Origin of the sequence: Bacillus cereus, from assembly GCF_002567495.1 — a bacterium.
In the GTDB taxonomy this organism is placed as follows: Bacteria; Bacillota; Bacilli; order Bacillales; family Bacillaceae_G; genus Bacillus_A; species Bacillus_A cereus_AQ.
Genome location: NZ_NVAP01000019.1, coordinates 67634 through 87158, shown reverse-complemented (window position 1 = coordinate 87158; position 19525 = coordinate 67634). Strand labels below are relative to the sequence as shown.

Sequence of the window (19525 nt, the reverse complement as noted above, 5' to 3'; positions counted from 1 at the left end):
CTAGATATGGATTCCTTTTTTATCTTGGAAAGAAGCATGCTATTCACATAACTCCCATATACCTTGCTCAAGTCTTGTAGCTAGCTCATCTACATACTCATTACGTTGGTATGGTGTAATCTACTAGTTTACTCACATAAACTTACAGCTGTTTAGCCTTGTAAAATGGGCTTTGTACAAAATTTAAGTTTATTCATACTTGCGTTAGTTGATTTATATCTGCACTGCCGTGCGTAGAGTTGAAAATATGAGTAAAGCACCTTGTAAAGTACAGGGTGCTTTATTTTATGATTTCACGGATATGCATTTCAATATATTCAATGGCAATGATATGATCGTTTTCTGCCATTTACTCACTCACTCTCTGATGTTCTAGTAAAGTTTTATCTGCCTTTCTTACTAGATCATATCAGAAAAAGCGCTGTCAGTACTGACAAACCCTATTAAAATAAAAACTATTATACTTTTTAATTAAAATTAAAGAATGGAAACATCCCTTTATTATCTATTTTTATTTCTTTCAGTATAATTGGCAATTATTGTAGGAGTATCTTTTTCTTCGCCTTTATCTGCCGAATAAGAAAAACTGAGTTCCTTATATCTCCCTAAAACTTCATAAAGTTCTGGTCTCAGTAATTTAGTCTTTTCATCATTATAAGGACTTCGATTCCCCCTAGTTCTCCCTACATCAAAACAATATTTTTTATTTGGATCTTTTGGATCACTAGCTATAACATGCTCTGTTAAGGCGATTTTGTTATCTCTTTCATCTTTTCTATCTTTGTTAAAACTTTTTGGTACTACCTCACCTAAAGCTTTGTATAGAGTTTGAAATATAGTACCAATATTGCCATACTCAATACCAAAAAACTCTCTGGTTTTTTTAGTATCATTTTTATAAAATCCATTTGACTTTGCCCATGTTTCAAACTTATCTGCTACGTTGTTAGCCCGCAAAAATATTAATTTTGCAAGCGCATATTGTGGTTTTTTATCTTGATTAAAAACTTCTACTATCACAAAATAATTTCTTTTTTTATATTGAAATTTAAAAATATCAAAGTTTTCATCTTTTGACTTCATATCATCTCTCAACGCTTTGAGATTAGCTAATTCGTTCATTTAAGATTCCTCCATATACCCTATTGATATTATAGACAGATTGTAACATTTTTATTTTCACTATCAAAATATTAAGATAAAGAAGACTGTTCAATTATAAGTGGTCTCATTATTCATCAAAGAAAACATAATATAGCCGTCTGAACTTAAACGCCTTATATTACCTGTGTGCTGTCCTCTCGTCAATGTTATGATGCTCCATAACATCAAGCCATTTCAATCGGCCTGTATATCTCAGCTTGATAATAGAAATCACATCATCATCTATCAAATACACTCCTTGCGACATCGAGTCCAAAAACTAACATCCACAATATTCCATATATCTTCGAACTTCTGTTGTATACAAACCAACTCTTCGCTTTTTTATTTCAACTTTATGTTTTTTACTTAGGGTGTATAGTTCTCTCACTACTTGTCCCATAATTTCATTCTCTCCGTAAAAATATTTTTGAATTTAATTTACAGAAAAAGTCACCGTAACAGGTGACTTACTAGTTAAATAGAAGATTTTTCGTTCTCATCTAGATATATATCAATTGCTTCTTGAATAATTCTAATCCGAGTTCTATCCGTAAAACTTATAAGAAATGAAATCATAATTATAATAAGAATTAATAGAAAAATAACACCTGTAGTATAGTAAAATAAACCAGATATTTCAATTCCTACACCATCTTTTGATATAGGGATAAAAAACTGTATAACGTGCTTAATGTTACCTGTAACCAAGGTACTAGCAAATGCTGATGAGAATATAGCCATGATAAATGTTTGAATAACTATTGGCGTACTATCTTTTTCCACTACATTTAAATATGCTTTAAATCTCTTCATCTTACTTTTATCATCCTTAAAATAGTATCTAATTCTTTCCTTTATAACCCCCATATTATCAATAACATCTCCTGAAACCTTCTTGCATCCAATTAAAATTTTTAATTGTTCATCCAAATCTTTTGTATTACCAGTCCATTGATATATTGTTACATCTTTTTTCCTTCTTCCGTATATACCTCCTATTCCTCCTTTAGTAATCCATTTTGCAGTATCAGCAATTATAATAAAGCTTAGAGCATATAATGCATAAAAAATTAATATTGCGATATACATAGTAGCAATCCCTATACTATCCACTATTGGTTGCATAAAGATATTCAATAACACTGTAATTACAACAAAAATTACTGCAAAAAAATATACTTTTTTCATAATTATCCCTCCTACATTGATATTCAAGTAAAATATTAACAATAAAATCATAAAAACACAATATCCATAAATTTATATTATAGGATTAAAATTTTCAAACAAAAAGGATACCAAATTTTCATGGTATCCCCCCTATACCTTACCCTGCTACTTCTACTTCAATTTCTAACTTATAATTTATAAGTAAGTTCACATAAATCCTTATTTCTCTTCCTATAATAATCAAGTTGAGACATATTCAATAACCTAGGCATCTTTACCCAACTAGGGTTCTCTTTCGCTAGATGAGCTAATTTATAAAGTTGCTTATCTTGCATGAATTTAAATAAGATTCTATCCTCTCCCATTAATTTACGAAGATAATTGGCATCAAGATTAATTTTATTTACAACTACTTTAACCATAATAGTTTTTTTGGGGATTGCTTTCTCAAATGATACAAAAGATCAAGAGAGTGGGCAAATCGAATTAAATTACGATACCCGCTACAACGTAATTACTAATAACCACATCTATGCAAGTAATAGCCGTATATTTATTAGCAATAATTTTAATAAAAACACAGGAAATAAACTTGATTACAATTATTACTATGGTGAATTTAATCAAAGTAATGACTTGTGGCAATGGAAAAAAAAACGTATAAAGGATTTTCATCTTATCAAACAAGTATGAATCTAGAAGGTAATGAACAACATAGTGAGTTTAGCAAATTACCTCCTGATTCAAAGTGAATTTTTAATACAACAACTCTACTAGAAACCTTATTTTCACTCAGTTCCTCTCCCCTATAAAAATGAAAGAAAAAAGTAGTAGTTTTATTTTCATTGAAACTACTACTTTTCCATACATATAAAAAAACTGTTTTCACTTTACCTGTACATAATATCGCTTGATTGTAATGTCGTATTCCTTAACTCTACCATTTTACTTTGTATGCTGTAATGCTTTCATATAATCCTCTTTTTTCTCAAGTGTCTTTTTTGCATTTTCAGCCGTTAATACATAATCTACTACAATATTTTGTAATAATTCCTTCTTAGCATTTGGCAGCTCAACCGTTATATCTTCCACGCTACTCTTATTATTTTCATTTGTTTTATTAAATGCTTGGACACTTCTTGCAAGCTCCGCTAATTTTTCGTATGTAAGGGATTGTTTACATCCAAAAAGGTGTTACTTCTAAAAACTGCTGTAACATATTTCTTTGAATTTTTCTTTTCTATTTCTGCTTCAGCCTTTTTATCGAAAACAGCATCTCCTGTATACATTTGATCAAAAGTAAATATATCGTTATTTCCTTTTCCAGCATAATATGTATTGAATTTTTCTTTTAAATCATTCGCTTCTTTTTTTATTTTATAATTATCATGAACTACTTTTGGGGAAACTTGTCCATCGAAAGATAATTGAAATTGTAAATACGGTTTATCTACTTGCTGTACATGGGCTATTCGTACATCTGGTCCCAGTATATTCTTACCGTTTCCAATTGTTTCAACTTGATCTAGTTTAACAGAAAGACCATACTCCGATTTTGTATAATTTTGTGCTTTTTGTTCAATTTCTTTATTCGATATATCACATGATGTTAATAGTAGTAAACTAATCATCATGCTATATGTTATTTTTTTTATTTTCATATGGTAGCCCCTCTTATTTTCACTTTATATACACAAATGCTAATATAGATTTAGAACAAAGTCACGAAGTTTCACAGAAAGAAGAACAATTTCGAATAAGTTTGCTATATGTATAAAATTAAAAGGTTTACATATATTCTACTACTTCTTAAGGAGGCATTTATCTTGAACTATGGCTGGGCTGGAACTATTGAACAATTTAAAGAATTAGATTTAAGATCATTCATTAAACAATTGCAATATCATGTTTATAAAACCAATGCAGATGATACCAAAATAGCTTCTCAAAAGAGAGCATGGATTGATAGTTACAATAAGCTACAAGATTTATTTAATCGATTTTCTAATTTAGATGCATCACTTATTTTTGAATATGAGATTTTACGCGGAGGTGGCCGTCGTCCAGATATACTTTTATTAATCAATGGTTATTTGATAGTCATCGAATGTAAAAGTTATAATCACGTTTCACCTTCTGAATACATTCAAACATCACTTTATATGCGTGATCTCCAGCATTATCACTCAGCTATTCAACAATCTAACATGCAAGTCATAGGTGTTCTACTGCTTACAAACTATGAAGGTGAACAATGGGAATTCCAAAAAGATTATCAAGTAACCCTTTCAACAGTGGATGGATTGGAAATTATTATTAACCGAATATTAGATAAAACAGAAGTACAAACTTTGACGCTAGAGGAAATAGTCAATGGTTTCTATGAACCTTCACCTTCTATGCTAGAAGCTGCTCGTTCCATTTTACATAATGAACCACTCCCTGACATTAAAGCAATATCAAGCAGTAATTTTCCAAAAGTACAACAAACTATACGCACAATTATTCAAGAAGCACAAAATACAAATACCCATCACTTAATATTAGTATCTGGTGAGCCAGGAGCAGGTAAAACATATTTGGGTCTGACCATTGCACATGAAATGAAAAATGCAGTTTATTTATCTGGTAACGGGCCATTAGTAGACGTATTACAAGACACGTTGAAAAATAGAACGTTCGTACAAGGTCTATATGGATATAAAATGGATTTTCTGGAAAAGAAAATGATTCCAAAAGAACAAATTATCATTTTTGATGAGGCACAGCGAGCATGGGATACCAAAAAAGTCGACCAATCACTCACTCGAAGAAAGCGAGAAGCCCAACACTTAAGTGAACCGGATATTATAATGAATATTACGACACATAATAAGCCGTGGAGTGTAACAATTGGCTTAATTGGGGAAGGTCAAGAGATCTATTCCGGGGAAGAAGGCGGTCTCCCGCTGTGGAATACTGCGATCGCTGGAAAAAACGTGACTGTTCACTCGAAACACCCTAATTCTTTATTCACAAATGCAGCACATTATAGAACTCATTCTCAGCTACATTTAAACTCATCTTTCCGTGCTCATGCAGCTTTAAAATACTATGAAATTATTAATACTTTATTAGATATTAATTTCGAACAAACGAAACTGCTTATTCATAACCTACCAAAGGAACATTATCAGCTTTTTATTACGCGTGATTTAGACAAAGCAAAAATTACTTTAAATCAGCTTTATCAGGATGATACAAAAACAGTTGGTGTCGTCTGTGCTGGTGGCGCTGATCGTCAAAAAGAAGTCCCTGTTCTACCACGAGATGAACGGTATGAAAGGCCTAGTAAAATCGCTCAATACTTTAACTATCCAGGGTCTCAATACTATTGTAAAAATCTCAACTACAGCGCAACTGAATTTCAAACACAAGGACTTGAACTAGATATGGCGCTCGTTCATTGGGATGATGATCTTTATCTACAAAATAGGGCTTGGAAAGGACGACACTATCAATGGGGTGTCGAAGATCCATTCCAAATTAAACTCAATGCATATAGAGTTATTTTAACAAGAGGACGAGATGGAACAATTATTTACATACCACCAAAACCGATTCTAGATGAGACTTGGAACTTATTAAAAAACCATTTGCACATTCCTGAATTGATGTTTTAGAACTTATGAATAAAAGAAGTGTAAAAAACGTTATCCTTTCGAAAAAGAAACTAGAAAGGATAACGTTTTTATGAATTTTTCGATTCAACAAGAATTACAACTTTTTGTAGAAGAATTACAGCGATATTTAACAATTACATACTTAGACAACTATTCAACGGGATTATCTGTTCTTTTAAAAAACATGCGCCAGAACCTTTCTTAGATACTAGTAGGTTCAGACACTAATATTGTTTTAATGGAATTAATCTCTTTTCTTTCATTAGTAGTTGGATCAAATCCCATTAAGTTACCAATAGCTGTATCAAAATTTTCAAGTGCTACCTTTTCCGTTATTAAATTCGATAATTCTGGAAGGTCTATAGCACAGGATAAAGCCTTTTCCATCATATGATGCGCTTCTCCAGTTCCAATAATTGTAATCCCTTTTGATAGTAATTCAAACGGTTTAACCTTAAACTCATAGGTATCATCAAACCCCATTGGAATAAGCCTTCCACCTTTTTCAATTAACGGATATGCCCAGTCTAGCTGATTACCTATGGCATCAAAAATTACATCGAACTTTCTTCCTTGATTAATCCGGTAGATTTCTTCTAAAGTAAGTTCTTGCGGATGATATACATATTTAGTTATTTTTCGGGCAGCTTCTGTTCTAAAGGGACCAATTTCCGTGGCAACTGTAATTCTAGAAAGTTTTCTAGCAATCATCTGAACTAATAGTCCAATTGGCCCAGACCCTAAAACTAGAACGGAGTCATCTGGTTTTATATTAGCTTTTTCTATAACGCTAAGAACACATGAAAGAGGTTCAATTAATGTTGCTCTCTCCCATTCCATTGATTCAGGTAATTTATAAATAAATCTATCTTCTCCAACGTAATACTCTCCAAAAGTCCCATGAGAACCAATTCCTAGCTGCCATTCATCAAACTCTTCGCAATAACATGTTAAACCTTTTCTACAGTAATAACATTTTCCACAAAACTGGGTAGGATCAATTACAACACGATCTCCCACGGTTACATTTCTAACCTCTTCTCCTACCTCCACTACGACTCCAACCGATTCATGTCCCATAACCATATTTGGAGCGGCATACATCTTCCCTTTTAATACATTTAAATCAGTCCCGCAAATCCCAGTACCATAAATCTTGATTTTCACATCATTATTTTTTTGTATTTGAGGTTCTTCCACTTCTTTATATTCTAATGCTTTATTTTCAGTCCATACCAATGCCTTCATACTTTTTCACGCTCCGTTTCCAATTTATTTTCTCCAATAAATTTTGGTGTAATTCTTTGGTAGAAGCTGCTATACATGACTGCTGGTTAGTATAACTGAGATCTGTTAAAAGAGTTTCATCTAAAGAGTTACCATATGCATCAGTAATAATTACTCCTGCTTTTTTCGCCAGAAATACACTAGCAGCTATATCATATGGAAAGAGGTGTAAGACTTGACCATTTCCTACCCTTTGAAAATCTGTTAACAAATCTGGATAGTCTTTAAGAAGTCTATTCCCGATATCTACATATGCATCCATTTGACCTGTAATAATTCGTGAAATAGAATAAGATGCACTATTAAATATAAATACACCACCATTATTTGCTGACTCATCAATTAGATGTCCATAAGCGTCAATCATTAAGTTAGTAGGATGACCGTTAAACTCAAAACTCCAAAACATATTCTTAATATCTTTACCCTGACTTAAGTTTGGTAATTGGCTATTATAGCCTTCAAATTCAATGGAATTTGAAAAAATATCACTATACATGTAATTACCTGTTTTCAGTTCCATTAACAACGCATATTCAATATCTTTGATTTTAGAATTGTCCTTGTATTTTGCTAAAGCAATAGAAATACAAGACATTTCAAGTCCTGCAGCCGCAGGACGAGTACCATCAATTGGATCTACAATTAAAATATATTGTGGATTTTCTCCAAAAATCTTAAGTCCACCATCTTCAGTATAGAATGCAACTGGTTCTTTCTTATCTGCTATATAATCTAGAACCGCATTTTCTGCTGCAGTATCAATATTAAACTGTGCATCTCCACCTGGGGAATATCCATTAACTAAACGGTTTTTCAAAGTTCCCTTTTGACTTTTCACCTTATCATATACGTATTTTCCTAACTCAATAATATAGGTTTTCACTTGATCTCCTCCAATAGATGAGTTAATTTATAACACAATTCTTCTGCTTCACTTAGAGTAATAGTAAGAGGTGGACGAATTTTAAAAACATTTCCGTAGCCATATCTAGACGTTCTGATAATTATGCCATGATCCATAGCACGTTTTGCAATATGATTTGTAAGCTCAACATCGGGTTCATTATTATCTTTTACTATTTCAACCCCAATCATTAAACCTACACCCCTTACATCTCCAATAAACTTAAATCTATCTTTCATTTTTTCTAAACGTTCCATTATATAATTTCCAACCACAGTCACGTTGTCCAAAAATCCAGGTCTTTGTAATATATCAATTGTGGTACATGCTGCAGCAGATGCCATTACATTGGATCCATAAGTAAACGAATGATGATGACCAGGCATTCCCACATACTTCTCTTCGGTAAGAATAGCTGCAACTTGGAATCCAGTTCCACCTAATCCTTTAGCTACTGTCATCATATTAGGTTGTACATCAAAGTAATCAGCAGCAAACATCTTACCTGTTCTACCAAATCCAGTTTGTATCTCATCAAAAATTAATGCAATATCGTGTTCTTCACATAATTTTTTCAACGCTTTGAAATATCCTTTAGGTGGAACAATATTTCCTCCATTTCCTGATATCGGCTCAACCATAATAGCTGCAACATTCCCTGTACTTGCATATTCAATAAAATCATTAATCCTCTCCACACATAGCATTCCACAAGAATCAGATTTTTGATTATAAAAACAACGCATGCAATAAGGGTCTGGGACTTGCAATCCAAAGGAAAATTGAGGTGGGAATGGTTCTCTTCGAAAAGCATTTCCTGAAAGAGCTGACATCATATATGTTTGTCCCAAATGGCTGCGGAACAAAGAAATAACATCACGTTTCCCAGTATTGTATTGTGCCATTTTAATAGCACCTTCATTCGCTGCTGAACCACTGCTAACTTTTGGGTGTGCTCTTGTGAGATTGCTAGGAGCAATTTCAACAAGTTTCTCTGCTAATTTATTTACGGGGTCTGTTTGATAGGATGAAGTAACATGAATAAGATTATCCATTTGACTTTTTACTACGTCGATCACTTCTTTATTACTGTACCCTAAATTCAAATTGAATGTAGCTGATGCGCAGTCAAAATATTTATTTCCATTCTGATCGTAAAGGTAAATGCCTTCCCCTCTCTCCATAACGACATCGTCTACTTTGTAATACAGACTGTCAGGGTTTGTTAAACTTTTAACTTTACCATTCATTTTTACAACACTCCTATTATTTTAGTAATGTTAAAATTTGTTTGTTAGGGGCCCCACCTAACAAATAATGGATTATGACTGTATTTACTTATGCACCAAAATTTGAAAATTGTTATTAAATAACAGTCTCATAATATAATGTGAAATATCCATACTACAAGTAAATTTAAAGTAAATTATGTTGAGAAAGTAAAAAATAATGAATTTTTAGAAAAAATAAAATAAAAGGTAGTATAATTAAAAATCATTAACATTTAAAAATTTAATTTTAAAATTTAAATTTTTTCTATATAACAATATTGGTAATATATAGATATTATATGCAATTGATTTAAACAATAAATAAATTACTTATAAGGGGGAGAAATAGTTGTTAAAACGTTTACTTTGGATAAGCTTCTTTTCGTACATGTTAATCGCTTTTACCTTAGTCATCATTGGTGCAATGCTACCTGAGATTTTACTTCACTATAAGCAAAACTATAGTAATGGCGGTTTACTCATCTTTGGTCAATTTGTTGGTTTTTTATTTGGTGTACTTAGCATGCCTATTCTAGTTAGAAAACTAGGACGTAAAAATGTTGTTCTTCTGGGTTTAATTATGATTAGTTTTGAACTTTTTTCGTTTTTTCTACCAAATTGGTATTTTCTTTTTCCATTAGTCGGATTAGCAGGATTCGGGGCTGGATTAGCGGAATCTTGTATTGGCACAATCATCTTAGTTACATTTCAAGAAAAACAAGCATCAGCAATGGGTAAACTAGAAGTTGCATTTGGATTAGGCGCACTATTTATGCCACTTTTCTCTAGCATACTTATAAGTAAGGGTATTTGGGAATATGCATTTTTGATATTGGGGTTGAGCTCATTTTTAGTTATGATTGGATGGAAGGTATTGTCTTTTGGTGAAGTAGATGAATTTCTTATAAAGAATACAAATGTCAATACACCTGTTAATAAAACAACTGGTTCTTATACTAAAAAGACGTTTTTAATCATTACATTTTCTGCAATATATTTCTTCTGTTATGGTGGGAGCGAAGTATCTATTGTTCATTTTTTACCTTCACTTTTCATGGAAGAGTGGGAAGTCCCTAATTCTCTTGCAACACTGACTGTAACTGTTTACTGGACGGCAATGGTAATAGGGCGTGCGTTAACAGGTGTTCTCTCCGAAAAGCTTACCTATAACAAGTTTTTACTTTCAATTAATATCGGCGGCTTAGTTGTACTTATCTTGCTAGCCATTAGCGGTAATGTTTGGCTAGGTTTCTTTCTATGCTTCTTTCTGGGTTTATTTATGGCAGCAATGTTTGCGATTGCCTTAATTATCACAAACCTATATTTTCCTGGTCAAACAGAAAAAACAACTAGTATATTATTAGCTACAAACGGCCTAGGTGGATCGTTAATCCCAATCATTATAGGACAAAGTATGGATAAGTACCCTGCCCAAATTACTTTCTGGCTATTTGCCTGTATAATGTTACTAATGCTAATATTGACAATTGGAATTCAAGTTTTAGGAAATACTTATTTATCAGTTATACGCGAACATGAAAACAATCATAAAATTTAGATTCTAGAGTCTTGATGCAAGTATATAAAGAAGAACAAGCATAAGCGTAGATTTCCGATAAACCATATTTTATAACAACTCCGGGATAAAAATTCCGTGGACTTTTAATAAAGAACGGCATAGTTTTTCATTTTGAGGATATTGACTTTTCTTAACTTGAAAGTGATGGGATACCTTCAGCATTTCGGAGAAAACACATGCTAAGCAAAAAATGAGCCGTCCATATGGACAGCTCATTTACATAATTTTAGTTATTTAAGTAAATAGTTTTAGTTTGTTAACTTTAGTCATTCACCAGTTAACTAATTGAAATAGGTTCTTAGTCTGGTAACTCTAAGAATTCTGTTAGATATTCTAAGTTCAATTTGAATATCTTTTTCTGATTCATTAATAAGTTCCCCAATCATTTTACTTCCAAGGACTGGGAGGCCAAAAAATGACGATTCCATTCCCAATTGGTATCGTTTGAACTACTCCCACTTCACTTTGTTTAAAAGTGAGGAATTCTTACATAAAAAATTCTATCAAACTCTAACTCATCAGGCCATCCTTTCTGTATATTTCTACAAAAAGAATAACGATTTTTTGAGCTATATGAATACAAATTTATTTTAATTTAAATTACGCCCTTTTCCCTTAAAGATATTTACTGTATTAATAAGGAAAATTAGTTCGCAGACAAGAAATAAAAAAGGGTACACCTGGGTAGCAAAATAGCAATTACCGATGAAATTAAAAGTAAATCTGAACAGATTGAAGAATCCACTACAAAAAAGCTAACAAAACAAAAGTAAACAACATATAAATTTGAATTATATTTCTCAACAACCAAAATTGCTTAATGTGGTTAAAAATAATCAGGTTGGCACCCAATACCATATTACGATGGTTCCAGTCGCAGGAAGGCACCTTTAGGTGTCTTTTTTTTGTTTGAAACACATTCTGCCAAAATACCTGTATCTTTGTTAATTTACGACTCATATAAACCAACAAACTTCGTATATATAATTTGTTACCCTAAATGGGTTGAAAATACGAACAGTTATAGGAGGATTTTGTGAATGGTAAAAACAGCTTGTGTAAGTATTATTACTGGAATTCTTTTAATATGTTCAACAGGATGTGCCACTCAAACTGATTCTATTACAGCTAAAACTCAATCAATAGATGATGGCACATATACAACAAAAGAGATCACAGACGCATTTCCTGTAGGAACACCCATAACTACTTACATTCGAAAAGAAGAAAAACTGAACGTAAAACAGCTCACCAGTATTACGCTTACAGATGGTGGCGTCGGTAGAGTTCTGGAAGCAACGGATGGTTTTGTTGTTGTATGTGGGAATGAAAAAGGAGTTTTTGATGTGTTAATATTTAAAAACATGGAAGATGTAAAGAAATATGAACAGAATTTAAAGCGATAATCAATATCCATCTTATGCCTTTACACAGACATTGTCCTTCTTGTACTTGCTATAGCTCTATGTACAGTATAATTGCATCATAAGTAATCACACGTTATAATAGTCACCTAATTACATATCAAGAGGTGCAGAAAATGAATAAAACAGAATTAACAAAAATAGTAGCAGAAAAAGCTGAACTTACACAAAAAGATGCTGCTGCAGCAACACAAGCGTTATTAGATACAATAACAAATGCGTTAGCAGATGGAGAGAAAGTACAGATTCTTGGCTTTGGTACATTTGAAGTACGTGAAAGATCTGCACGTACAGGACGTAACCCACAAACAGGTGAAGAAATGCAAATCGCGGCTTCAAAAGCACCTGCTTTTAAGGCTGGAAAAGAATTAAAAGAGGCAGTGAAATAATTATACATATTGAAAAGGGTTTGATATTTATATCAGGACCCTTTCAATAGCCTTTTTGTTCATAAAACAAAAAAGTATCATCCAATATATATTAGATGATTCCTCCTTTCCCACCTACCCACTAGGCTGTGACCCTTCAATTTTCTTAAGGAGGGTGTTTTCTTGGCTAAAATGATAAAAAGAAACATGTACCTGCAGAAAAAGAGAGGTTATGTTTCTTCTTTGATATATTGTGTAAGATATATAAAATTAGAATATATTTAGTACAAATAATCATTGATTTGTACTAGCTTTTCCTCATTTAACATTAGAAATTGAAATGGATGAGAACGGATTTGGAATGCTCTTCTCAAAAGCTAATGTAAAGGAAGGGATTAATTCATGTATTTTTTCTTGCAGCGATTTCTTATCTACTTCTCCAAGTCCGTTCAAAAGTTCATTCTTTTCTGAATTCTCATCCCCAGTGATTAACATGCTTAACATATCTGAGTTAATGATTTCATGAGGCGAATGAACTAGCCCATTCATCATTATATATTTTTGGAGCATGGTAGAATTACCCTCTCTTGCTTGCTTTAAAGCTTGTTTAAGATATAAATCAAAATATTTCTGTGCAAATTTCACACCTTTTAGTGGAACGGCTCCTACATGTTCAACACCTTTCCAACGCAAATCCGCAATTGAACTCAGCCACCATGCCGGCTCAATAGCTTGTTGCATACGTTGCAGCACTTTACGTTCGAATCCAGGTTTATGAGTAGAATGTTCTTTTAAACAAGTATCTAACATTTCAGCTTCAATGGCGGCTACGGTCATCCCTTGTCCGTAAATAGGATCAAAGTTACAAAAAGCATCACCTAACACTAATAATCCAGATGGCCAATTTTCCATTTGTTCAAAATGTTGACGAGTTGACTCCTGCGCTCTAAATCCTCTTGGGACACTAATTGGTTCTAACTCCTTGATTAACTCCCCCATCATAGGGGTAACTAATGAATCCAGTTCTTTTTCATATTCTTTTGAATTGGTTGGTGGATAGCGCAAACCTCCAGCAACAAATAGTAGCGCTTGAGCTATGTTATCTTCAATATATAATAACCCTACAGCACCAACGTTTTTAGCAGGATCTCCTTCAGAAATTGCACTCAATTTCTCTTTGATATGCGGGGGTACTTTATAATATCTCGTGCTATATCCAAAATTCACCTTTAAACGTTCTGGTTCTGGAACATCATATCCTATAGATGTAAGCCATTTATTGAGTTTCGATTGACGACCACATGTGTCCACTACCAAATCGGTTAACACAGTTCGCTTTGTTTTTAATTCGTCTCGTTCTTGAATATGAATTCCAATAACACGCTTGTGATCAGACGAAGCTAAAAGGCCTGTGACTGCTTGCCTTGAATAAAAATGTACATTAGGAATTTCTTGCACACGTTGGCGGATTGTCCATTCTAACAATGCTCGACTGCTCGCTGCACCTTTTCGCTCTATAACTAGTTCAAGTGCCCCATACGGAGAAAATCGAATCATTTTATCATTCTTGATATTATGGGCCCCTAGATTTAATAAATCATCAACATATCCAGGAAAGAAACGATTCATAATGATTTCTCCGCGTGGTAATACACGATGAGGATGAAAGTCTTGGGGTGTACCTGGACGTTCAGATGGTTTTTGGGGTAATTCATCTTTTTCAACAACTATCACTGTCTCAAAATAACTGGAAAGCACGCGTGCAGTAAGCAAGCCTGCAATACCAGCTCCAATCACGAGTGCCTTTTTTCTTTTTGGCTGTTGATATAATAATTGATTATCCATCAATAATCTCTCCTCTTCCTAAAAAATATATTTGTCCAGCATAAAACTATTAAAACTTTTCCAGAAATCAGAATAAACAAATGATGATTCTTCATTATTTCAGTACGGAGCCCGTTGCTATAATCGTTCATATAGGGAAACAAAAACAAAAACAAAAACAGATACATTTCAAAACACTACAATTCCCCCTATTACAAGTGAGAAATAATTAACGTGACCAGTAGAATTGTAGTATCTGATAGCACTGGTCTTGAATAGTTTGTTTTTTTCTGTTATAAATGTGTCAGTAAACCCAGCACATTTATCGTTATACTTTCAAACTCAGTCCTCTTAAAATATATATGTTTATATTTTTTAGATATACGATTTTAAATCCTTCTGAAATCCCAATAGACAAATGCCCCTTATCATTCCATTACAGAATTCACCCTAAAATAGTAATCTGTTGAAAAACTCATTTTAACGAACAAGTGCCTTAATTAGATCACTTTATTATCTTTATCTTTGCAAAGATATTACAATTTTAAATACGTTTTTCAATCCTTTGAATTCAGCTAAACAATTCATTTAAATAACAAGATTTTACTGCATGATAGGAAAACTAAAGCAATGTTGGTATTTCCTTTCATTATACCCATATTGGATCTGCACCCAACTTTCATCTTATAAAAATCAAGATGGTTCAAGTCAGAGAAAGGATACTCAAATGAGTATCCTTTTTTAACAAGATACAGGTTCATATAACCTGTATCACTGCTCACCGTTTATATTAGTTCTTTTTAAATACTTCTTTATTCCCCCTTTAATATTTTTTATAATTTGCCCCTTAAATGTATCACTTTTGTTATCCTTGTAAATATTTAGTGTTTTTAGAAATATTTATTTGATTTTTAGTAATATTAGGATTCTATTTTATCAAATAAAAACTAGAGGGTTTGAGAAGAGTATGTAATAATGCATAATAAATCAATCGGATATTATGATATACTTTCAAAGAGCTGATACAAAATTTCTTTAGATTGGAAAACTAGAGTTTTATCTACCTAATTGTGGGGACGCCTTATGGCGTCTTTTCTTTTTTATTATAAAGAAACCCCTAAGCATTCATATGCTTAAGGGTTTATCGATTGAAAGGTAGTGCTGTTTGGAATTCCTTAAATTAAGAACAAAGCGGGATTACTCCTAAACCAATTAATAAAGCTGCAGCAAACGCTGGAATTGGCGCAGGAATCTCGATACCTTCTACAACTAAAAAGTATTGTCCATTTACTACTTTAAAACAAACTAATTGCATGGCTAATCCTCCCTTCTGTTAGGATTAATATATTATATTAATTAATCTTATTATTGATATAATTAAATAGTTTGTTTTTAGAAAATGTGCGAAGTTTTTATTTTGGGTATTATAAAATCCTTAAGTTGTTGAGCATGTAGCAGTACCCCTACTAAAATACTTGCTTTTAAATCATATTCTCTATATTATATTTATATGATAATATAGAGAATATAATATATGAAGGGGATTCAAATTTATTAGTAAGATTTAAATCCTTTTTCAAGATAAAAAGATTTTTCCAAAACGTAAGATAACTTATGCTTGTCTTATAAAAACACATTTTTTATCATTAGAATTCTGTTTTCAATATAAATGGAAACATGTGAATAGAAGTTTATTTACTTTCAATGACAGAAGTTAGTGTTAGAAACAAGGCACTATACAAAGTAATCTGACAAACCTGAGAGGTATTGTATGTAGTTTGCTCATCTCCAGGTATAATAAAAGAGCCTTACCTCTCTAGGCAAGACTTTACTAGTTTAATTGTATACTATTTATATGATAACTAAGAAACAGAAAACATATAACACCAAATAGCAGCACCCTATTATTCCTCCTACAGCTAATACCTGTTTAACCCAACTCTTAAATTTTTGATTACTGTAAATCGCTTGCACTCTTTCCATATTTCCTCCTATCAAGGAGAACCCTTAAAGACTCTCATCTCGCTATAGTACCATTAAAAAATGAAAAATAGAGGTCTAATGTATAAATATGCAATATTGCATAAAAAAATGTATCGTTATTATTGTAAGCGCTTACTATAATAAGGTTATAAAGATTCACCACATCTTAAATCGAACTCCTCATTATCATCACCAAAACGCATTAAACCAATTTCCTCGTAATTCTTTGGTAATAAATAAATGATATCTTCCCTAGCGAATCTGTCGTATGGAATGACATACACCATAATCCCACCTTCTTGTAAATAAATGAACAAAAAGTTTTAGCTCATTAGAAGCATATCATCAAAAAAGGTGGAGTCCTTAATACAACTCCACCTTTTTTATATATAACGAATCATTTAATTATTTAGCAGTATGTTTTTAAAGTCTCTATATTTTAGAAAACTTAACAATAAAACCATACTTTCTTATTTTTTTGAAGAAACAGGATCCATTTTTAATGTTTTTATTCCTTCTTTTAATGTAAACGCATCTGCTCTTAATGTTTTCCAGCTGTCTTTGGCTGCATTCAGATTAGGTTTTAAGAATTTAAATTTATTTTGATCTGCTTTTTGGGATGCTTTATCAATATGATTAAGTACTCCTGAATATTGAGAATCTAAATCATGCCATTGTGCTGACATATAGGTGAGAGCATTAATAGCTGATCCAATTGCATTTTGCATTTCAGCAATATTATTATACGCAACTCCAACTACACGATTCAATGTTATTTTATAGTCTACCGTTTGGCGCAATTGCGCTAATAGCGGTTCTAGCGTACTTAAATTATTTCTTGCTACCCCTATCATTACACCTCCAGCAATCCATGTAGGGATTGAGGGAACTGATACAGTTATTATTCCATCCGATTCTACTTGTTTAAAATGTCTTACTTGCTCTAAAACATCATTTAGGCGCTTTTCATCTTCATCTATTCCAGATGCTTGATTTTTTAAAATCGATTGCAAGATATCTTTATGACCTCCAAATGCTCGGACATCTTCTCCAATACTATCTCTTAACTTAGCTAGTTCTTGTATTAAATTCTGTGTATATGCTTGGTTTTTTTTAATCTCACCTTGTAAATCTGTAATGCCTTCTTTTAATGTATCTGCATCTCCTTCATTAATTGCTTCTACTAATGTATCGTAATAATTGTCAAATGTAGTATCATACTCTACAATTCCTGTAAGAGTATCTAAAAGTTGTTTTTTTATGTGCGCATCCCACTTTGTAGCATGCTCTCTTGCATTCTTTTGATCTTGTACAATTTGACTAGGTAGATTTGTATATCCTTTAATATCAATTCCTTCAAAATTAACATCTGGATTATTAATTAACAAATAAGAGTAATCATTCATGGATTTTGCAAATACCCCAGCATCTTGCAAAGCTTTTTTCATCTTTTCGCTGTTTACAGAAAGTGATATATCTTCCGTACTCGTTTGTTCTATTTTACTTTCACTTGCAAAAGCAGCTACTGGAGAAACTACAGTAGTTGTTGTCAGGGTTAAAAACGTTGATACAGCAAGTAGTTTATAAGGAAAATTATTATTCACTTTAATTCCTCCTATTAATATATATATTAATTTTTAGTTTGTTTTTTCTTGTTTAAAAGCAATGTCTTTTGAAATGAATTCTGCGTCCTTATGAATATCATTCCAACTTTGTTTAGCAGCTTTTAAATCGTCAGGTATTAACGAAAGTTTATGTTCTTGCATTTGGTCGATATTATCATATAAATCTTTATAATTAGCCCCCATTTTATTCCATTGTTGCTGAATACTTGTTAGAGACATTATTGCTTGATCCACTGTCTGATACAAATATGTTAGAGTGTCTTTCGTATTAGTAAGTGAAATAACCGCTTGATTAGCCAAATCAGCTTTCATACTTAATTCTCCAATTTTATTCGAAATTTCATTATAAGAATTCATATGATTAGATGCCTCAACACCAGCTGCTGTTCCTAAACCGATACCAGCGGCTCCTAGAGCTGTAAGACCACCAACAACAGCTGGTGTAGCTGTACCACCAGTCACAACAATTACTACCGCTCCTGCAATCGTTCCAATAATTAAAATAGCTGCTCCTAATCCACCACCAATTGACCAGGCTAATACATTATCAAAATGTGATTTCTGTGTAGAACGTAAATTCTCAATTTCGGCCTGAAGTTGTGGGACTAGTGCTTGTTTTCCCGCTAATATAGCCGTCAATCCTCCCTGTCCATCTGGACCACCAACATTATTTTTAAAATCTACAGTATTTGTATACAACTTTGTTTTGAAAGCCTCTAACATCTTAATGACTTCCGTAACTTCATTTGAATTTGTATGAATTGTATCGATTAAATCCCCTATTCCTTCTTTAAGGCTCACCTTATCTTTCTTTTTTACAGTATCTACTAATGTGTCGTAGTAATTTTGAAATTGCTCATCATAATTTACAATATTACGTGCTGTTTTTTGAATGTTTGGCTTCGCTGTATCTAACCAGTAATTTGCATTGATTCGTGACAGTTCCTGATTCAGGTGAATATTTTTAATTAATTCTCCTCCTCCTGAACCTAAATCAATGTTGGATAAATTTACATTCGGTTGCTTAATCATAGTTTTTGCGTACAAATCCATTACAAGAATATGAGACCCTGTTTCAGCCAACGCTTTCTTTAATCCTTCAGATCCTAACGCATAATTTTCTATTTTCTGTTCTTGAGCTGTCTGTTCTTGTGCAAGTGCATGAATAGTACTACCATTCGTAGCAGTAATAACCGTTGCTAAAGTAGCTAAGGTTATGACCTTAAATGGAAATTTCATCATTTGATTCTCCTCCTTATTTTCCGTTTCGTTATAATTT

The 19525-nt window shown here is 32.5% G+C and carries 14 protein-coding genes and 4 pseudogenes; 6 read left to right on the top strand and 12 right to left on the bottom strand.

Translation table 11 applies throughout. From position 1 onward, the window contains the following. Positions 1-501: 501 nt before the first annotated feature. The 3 genes and pseudogenes from COK05_RS08885 to COK05_RS32140 form a co-directional block, all read right to left on the bottom strand. Complete coding sequence (locus tag COK05_RS08885; RefSeq protein ID WP_025117891.1) at positions 502-1122, bottom strand: DUF6037 family protein; 621 nt, start codon at positions 1120-1122, stop codon at positions 502-504. 498 nt (positions 1123-1620) lie between these two features. Then, the gene (locus COK05_RS08880) at positions 1621-2334 is read right to left on the bottom strand and encodes a hypothetical protein (RefSeq protein ID WP_255290314.1); all 714 of its coding nucleotides are present in this window, start codon (positions 2332-2334) and stop codon (positions 1621-1623) included. 170 nt (positions 2335-2504) lie between these two features. Continuing rightward, a pseudogene (locus tag COK05_RS32140) lies at positions 2505-2645 on the bottom strand (ArpU family transcriptional regulator); the annotation flags it as partial. Positions 2646-2754: 109 nt separating this feature from the next. On the opposite strand from COK05_RS32140, the pseudogene COK05_RS08870 reads away from it, so the two are divergent. After that, positions 2755-3068: pseudogene (locus COK05_RS08870) on the top strand (DUF5123 domain-containing protein); the annotation flags it as partial. A gap of 193 nt (positions 3069-3261) precedes the next feature. Here COK05_RS08870 and COK05_RS08865 read toward each other — a convergent pair. Continuing rightward, positions 3262-3977 (bottom strand): annotated as a pseudogene (locus COK05_RS08865) (hypothetical protein). 165 nt (positions 3978-4142) lie between these two features. Between COK05_RS08865 and COK05_RS08860 the strand changes: the two are divergent. Together COK05_RS08860 and COK05_RS31655 are read left to right on the top strand one after the other, a co-directional pair. After that, the gene (locus COK05_RS08860) at positions 4143-5978 is read left to right on the top strand and encodes a DNA/RNA helicase domain-containing protein (RefSeq protein WP_098612284.1); all 1836 of its coding nucleotides are present in this window, start codon (positions 4143-4145) and stop codon (positions 5976-5978) included. A 70-nt stretch (positions 5979-6048) separates the two neighbouring features. Continuing rightward, positions 6049-6183 (top strand): hypothetical protein, encoded by a 135-nt coding sequence (locus COK05_RS31655; RefSeq protein ID WP_255290313.1) that lies wholly within the window; start codon positions 6049-6051, stop codon positions 6181-6183. On the opposite strand, the gene COK05_RS08855 is transcribed toward COK05_RS31655, so the two are convergent. The 3 genes from COK05_RS08855 to COK05_RS08845 are packed head-to-tail and all read right to left on the bottom strand — an operon-like array spanning position 6180 to position 9422. Then, the gene (locus tag COK05_RS08855; protein WP_098612283.1) at positions 6180-7226 is read right to left on the bottom strand and encodes a zinc-dependent alcohol dehydrogenase; all 1047 of its coding nucleotides are present in this window, start codon (positions 7224-7226) and stop codon (positions 6180-6182) included. The genes COK05_RS31655 and COK05_RS08855 overlap by 4 nt on opposite strands. Beyond that, on the bottom strand, positions 7204-8151 hold the full coding sequence (locus COK05_RS08850; RefSeq protein ID WP_098612282.1) for an inositol monophosphatase family protein: 948 nt from the start codon (positions 8149-8151) through the stop codon (positions 7204-7206). The genes COK05_RS08855 and COK05_RS08850 overlap by 23 nt, the downstream gene beginning before the upstream one ends. Next, positions 8148-9422 carry an aspartate aminotransferase family protein gene (locus COK05_RS08845; protein ID WP_001013649.1) on the bottom strand — a complete coding sequence of 425 codons (1275 nt, stop codon included), beginning with the start codon at positions 9420-9422 and terminating at the stop codon, positions 8148-8150. The genes COK05_RS08850 and COK05_RS08845 overlap by 4 nt, the downstream gene beginning before the upstream one ends. 370 nt (positions 9423-9792) lie before the next feature. On the opposite strand from COK05_RS08845, the gene COK05_RS08840 reads away from it, so the two are divergent. The 3 genes from COK05_RS08840 (at position 9793) to COK05_RS08830 (ending at position 12835) form a co-directional block, all read left to right on the top strand. Next, a complete protein-coding gene (locus tag COK05_RS08840; RefSeq protein WP_098612281.1) occupies positions 9793-11001 on the top strand; it encodes an MFS transporter in 1209 nt (402 codons plus the stop codon). 1061 nt (positions 11002-12062) lie between these two features. After that, complete coding sequence (locus COK05_RS08835) at positions 12063-12428, top strand: hypothetical protein (protein ID WP_098612280.1); 366 nt, start codon at positions 12063-12065, stop codon at positions 12426-12428. Between the two features lie 134 nt (positions 12429-12562). After that, complete coding sequence (locus tag COK05_RS08830; RefSeq protein ID WP_050845355.1) at positions 12563-12835, top strand: HU family DNA-binding protein; 273 nt, start codon at positions 12563-12565, stop codon at positions 12833-12835. Between the two features lie 297 nt (positions 12836-13132). On the opposite strand, the gene COK05_RS08825 is transcribed toward COK05_RS08830, so the two are convergent. From COK05_RS08825 to hblD, 5 genes and pseudogenes are all read right to left on the bottom strand, one after another. Continuing rightward, positions 13133-14659 (bottom strand): FAD-dependent oxidoreductase, encoded by a 1527-nt coding sequence (locus COK05_RS08825; protein ID WP_098612279.1) that lies wholly within the window; start codon positions 14657-14659, stop codon positions 13133-13135. Positions 14660-15818: 1159 nt separating this feature from the next. Further along, the gene (locus tag COK05_RS31650) at positions 15819-15953 is read right to left on the bottom strand and encodes a hypothetical protein (protein ID WP_001177696.1); all 135 of its coding nucleotides are present in this window, start codon (positions 15951-15953) and stop codon (positions 15819-15821) included. A gap of 838 nt (positions 15954-16791) precedes the next feature. Next, a pseudogene (locus tag COK05_RS31290) lies at positions 16792-16929 on the bottom strand (DUF6094 domain-containing protein); the annotation flags it as partial. Between the two features lie 162 nt (positions 16930-17091). Then, entirely contained in the window at positions 17092-18225 is a 1134-nt protein-coding gene (gene hblA, locus COK05_RS08815) for a hemolysin BL binding component B (RefSeq protein ID WP_098330955.1), read from the bottom strand. 33 nt (positions 18226-18258) lie between these two features. Next, on the bottom strand, positions 18259-19488 hold the full coding sequence (gene hblD, locus COK05_RS08810) for a hemolysin BL lytic component L1 (RefSeq protein ID WP_098612278.1): 1230 nt from the start codon (positions 19486-19488) through the stop codon (positions 18259-18261). Positions 19489-19525 lie beyond the last annotated feature (37 nt).

Bases quoted from the DNA above. Each gene is read 5' to 3' on its own strand.
- COK05_RS08885 (WP_025117891.1), bottom strand. From the start codon at position 1,122: ATGAACGAATTAGCTAATCTCAAAGCGTTGAGAGATGATATGAAGTCA.
- COK05_RS08880 (WP_255290314.1), bottom strand. From the start codon at position 2,334: ATGAAAAAAGTATATTTTTTTGCAGTAATTTTTGTTGTAATTACAGTG.
- COK05_RS31655 (WP_255290313.1), top strand. From the start codon at position 6,049: ATGAATTTTTCGATTCAACAAGAATTACAACTTTTTGTAGAAGAATTA.
- COK05_RS08855 (WP_098612283.1), bottom strand. From the start codon at position 7,226: ATGAAGGCATTGGTATGGACTGAAAATAAAGCATTAGAATATAAAGAA.
- COK05_RS08845 (WP_001013649.1), bottom strand. From the start codon at position 9,422: ATGAATGGTAAAGTTAAAAGTTTAACAAACCCTGACAGTCTGTATTAC.
- COK05_RS08835 (WP_098612280.1), top strand. From the start codon at position 12,063: ATGGTAAAAACAGCTTGTGTAAGTATTATTACTGGAATTCTTTTAATA.
- COK05_RS08830 (WP_050845355.1), top strand. From the start codon at position 12,563: ATGAATAAAACAGAATTAACAAAAATAGTAGCAGAAAAAGCTGAACTT.
- COK05_RS08825 (WP_098612279.1), bottom strand. From the start codon at position 14,659: ATGGATAATCAATTATTATATCAACAGCCAAAAAGAAAAAAGGCACTC.
- COK05_RS31650 (WP_001177696.1), bottom strand. From the start codon at position 15,953: ATGCAATTAGTTTGTTTTAAAGTAGTAAATGGACAATACTTTTTAGTT.
- hblD (WP_098612278.1), bottom strand. From the start codon at position 19,488: ATGATGAAATTTCCATTTAAGGTCATAACCTTAGCTACTTTAGCAACG.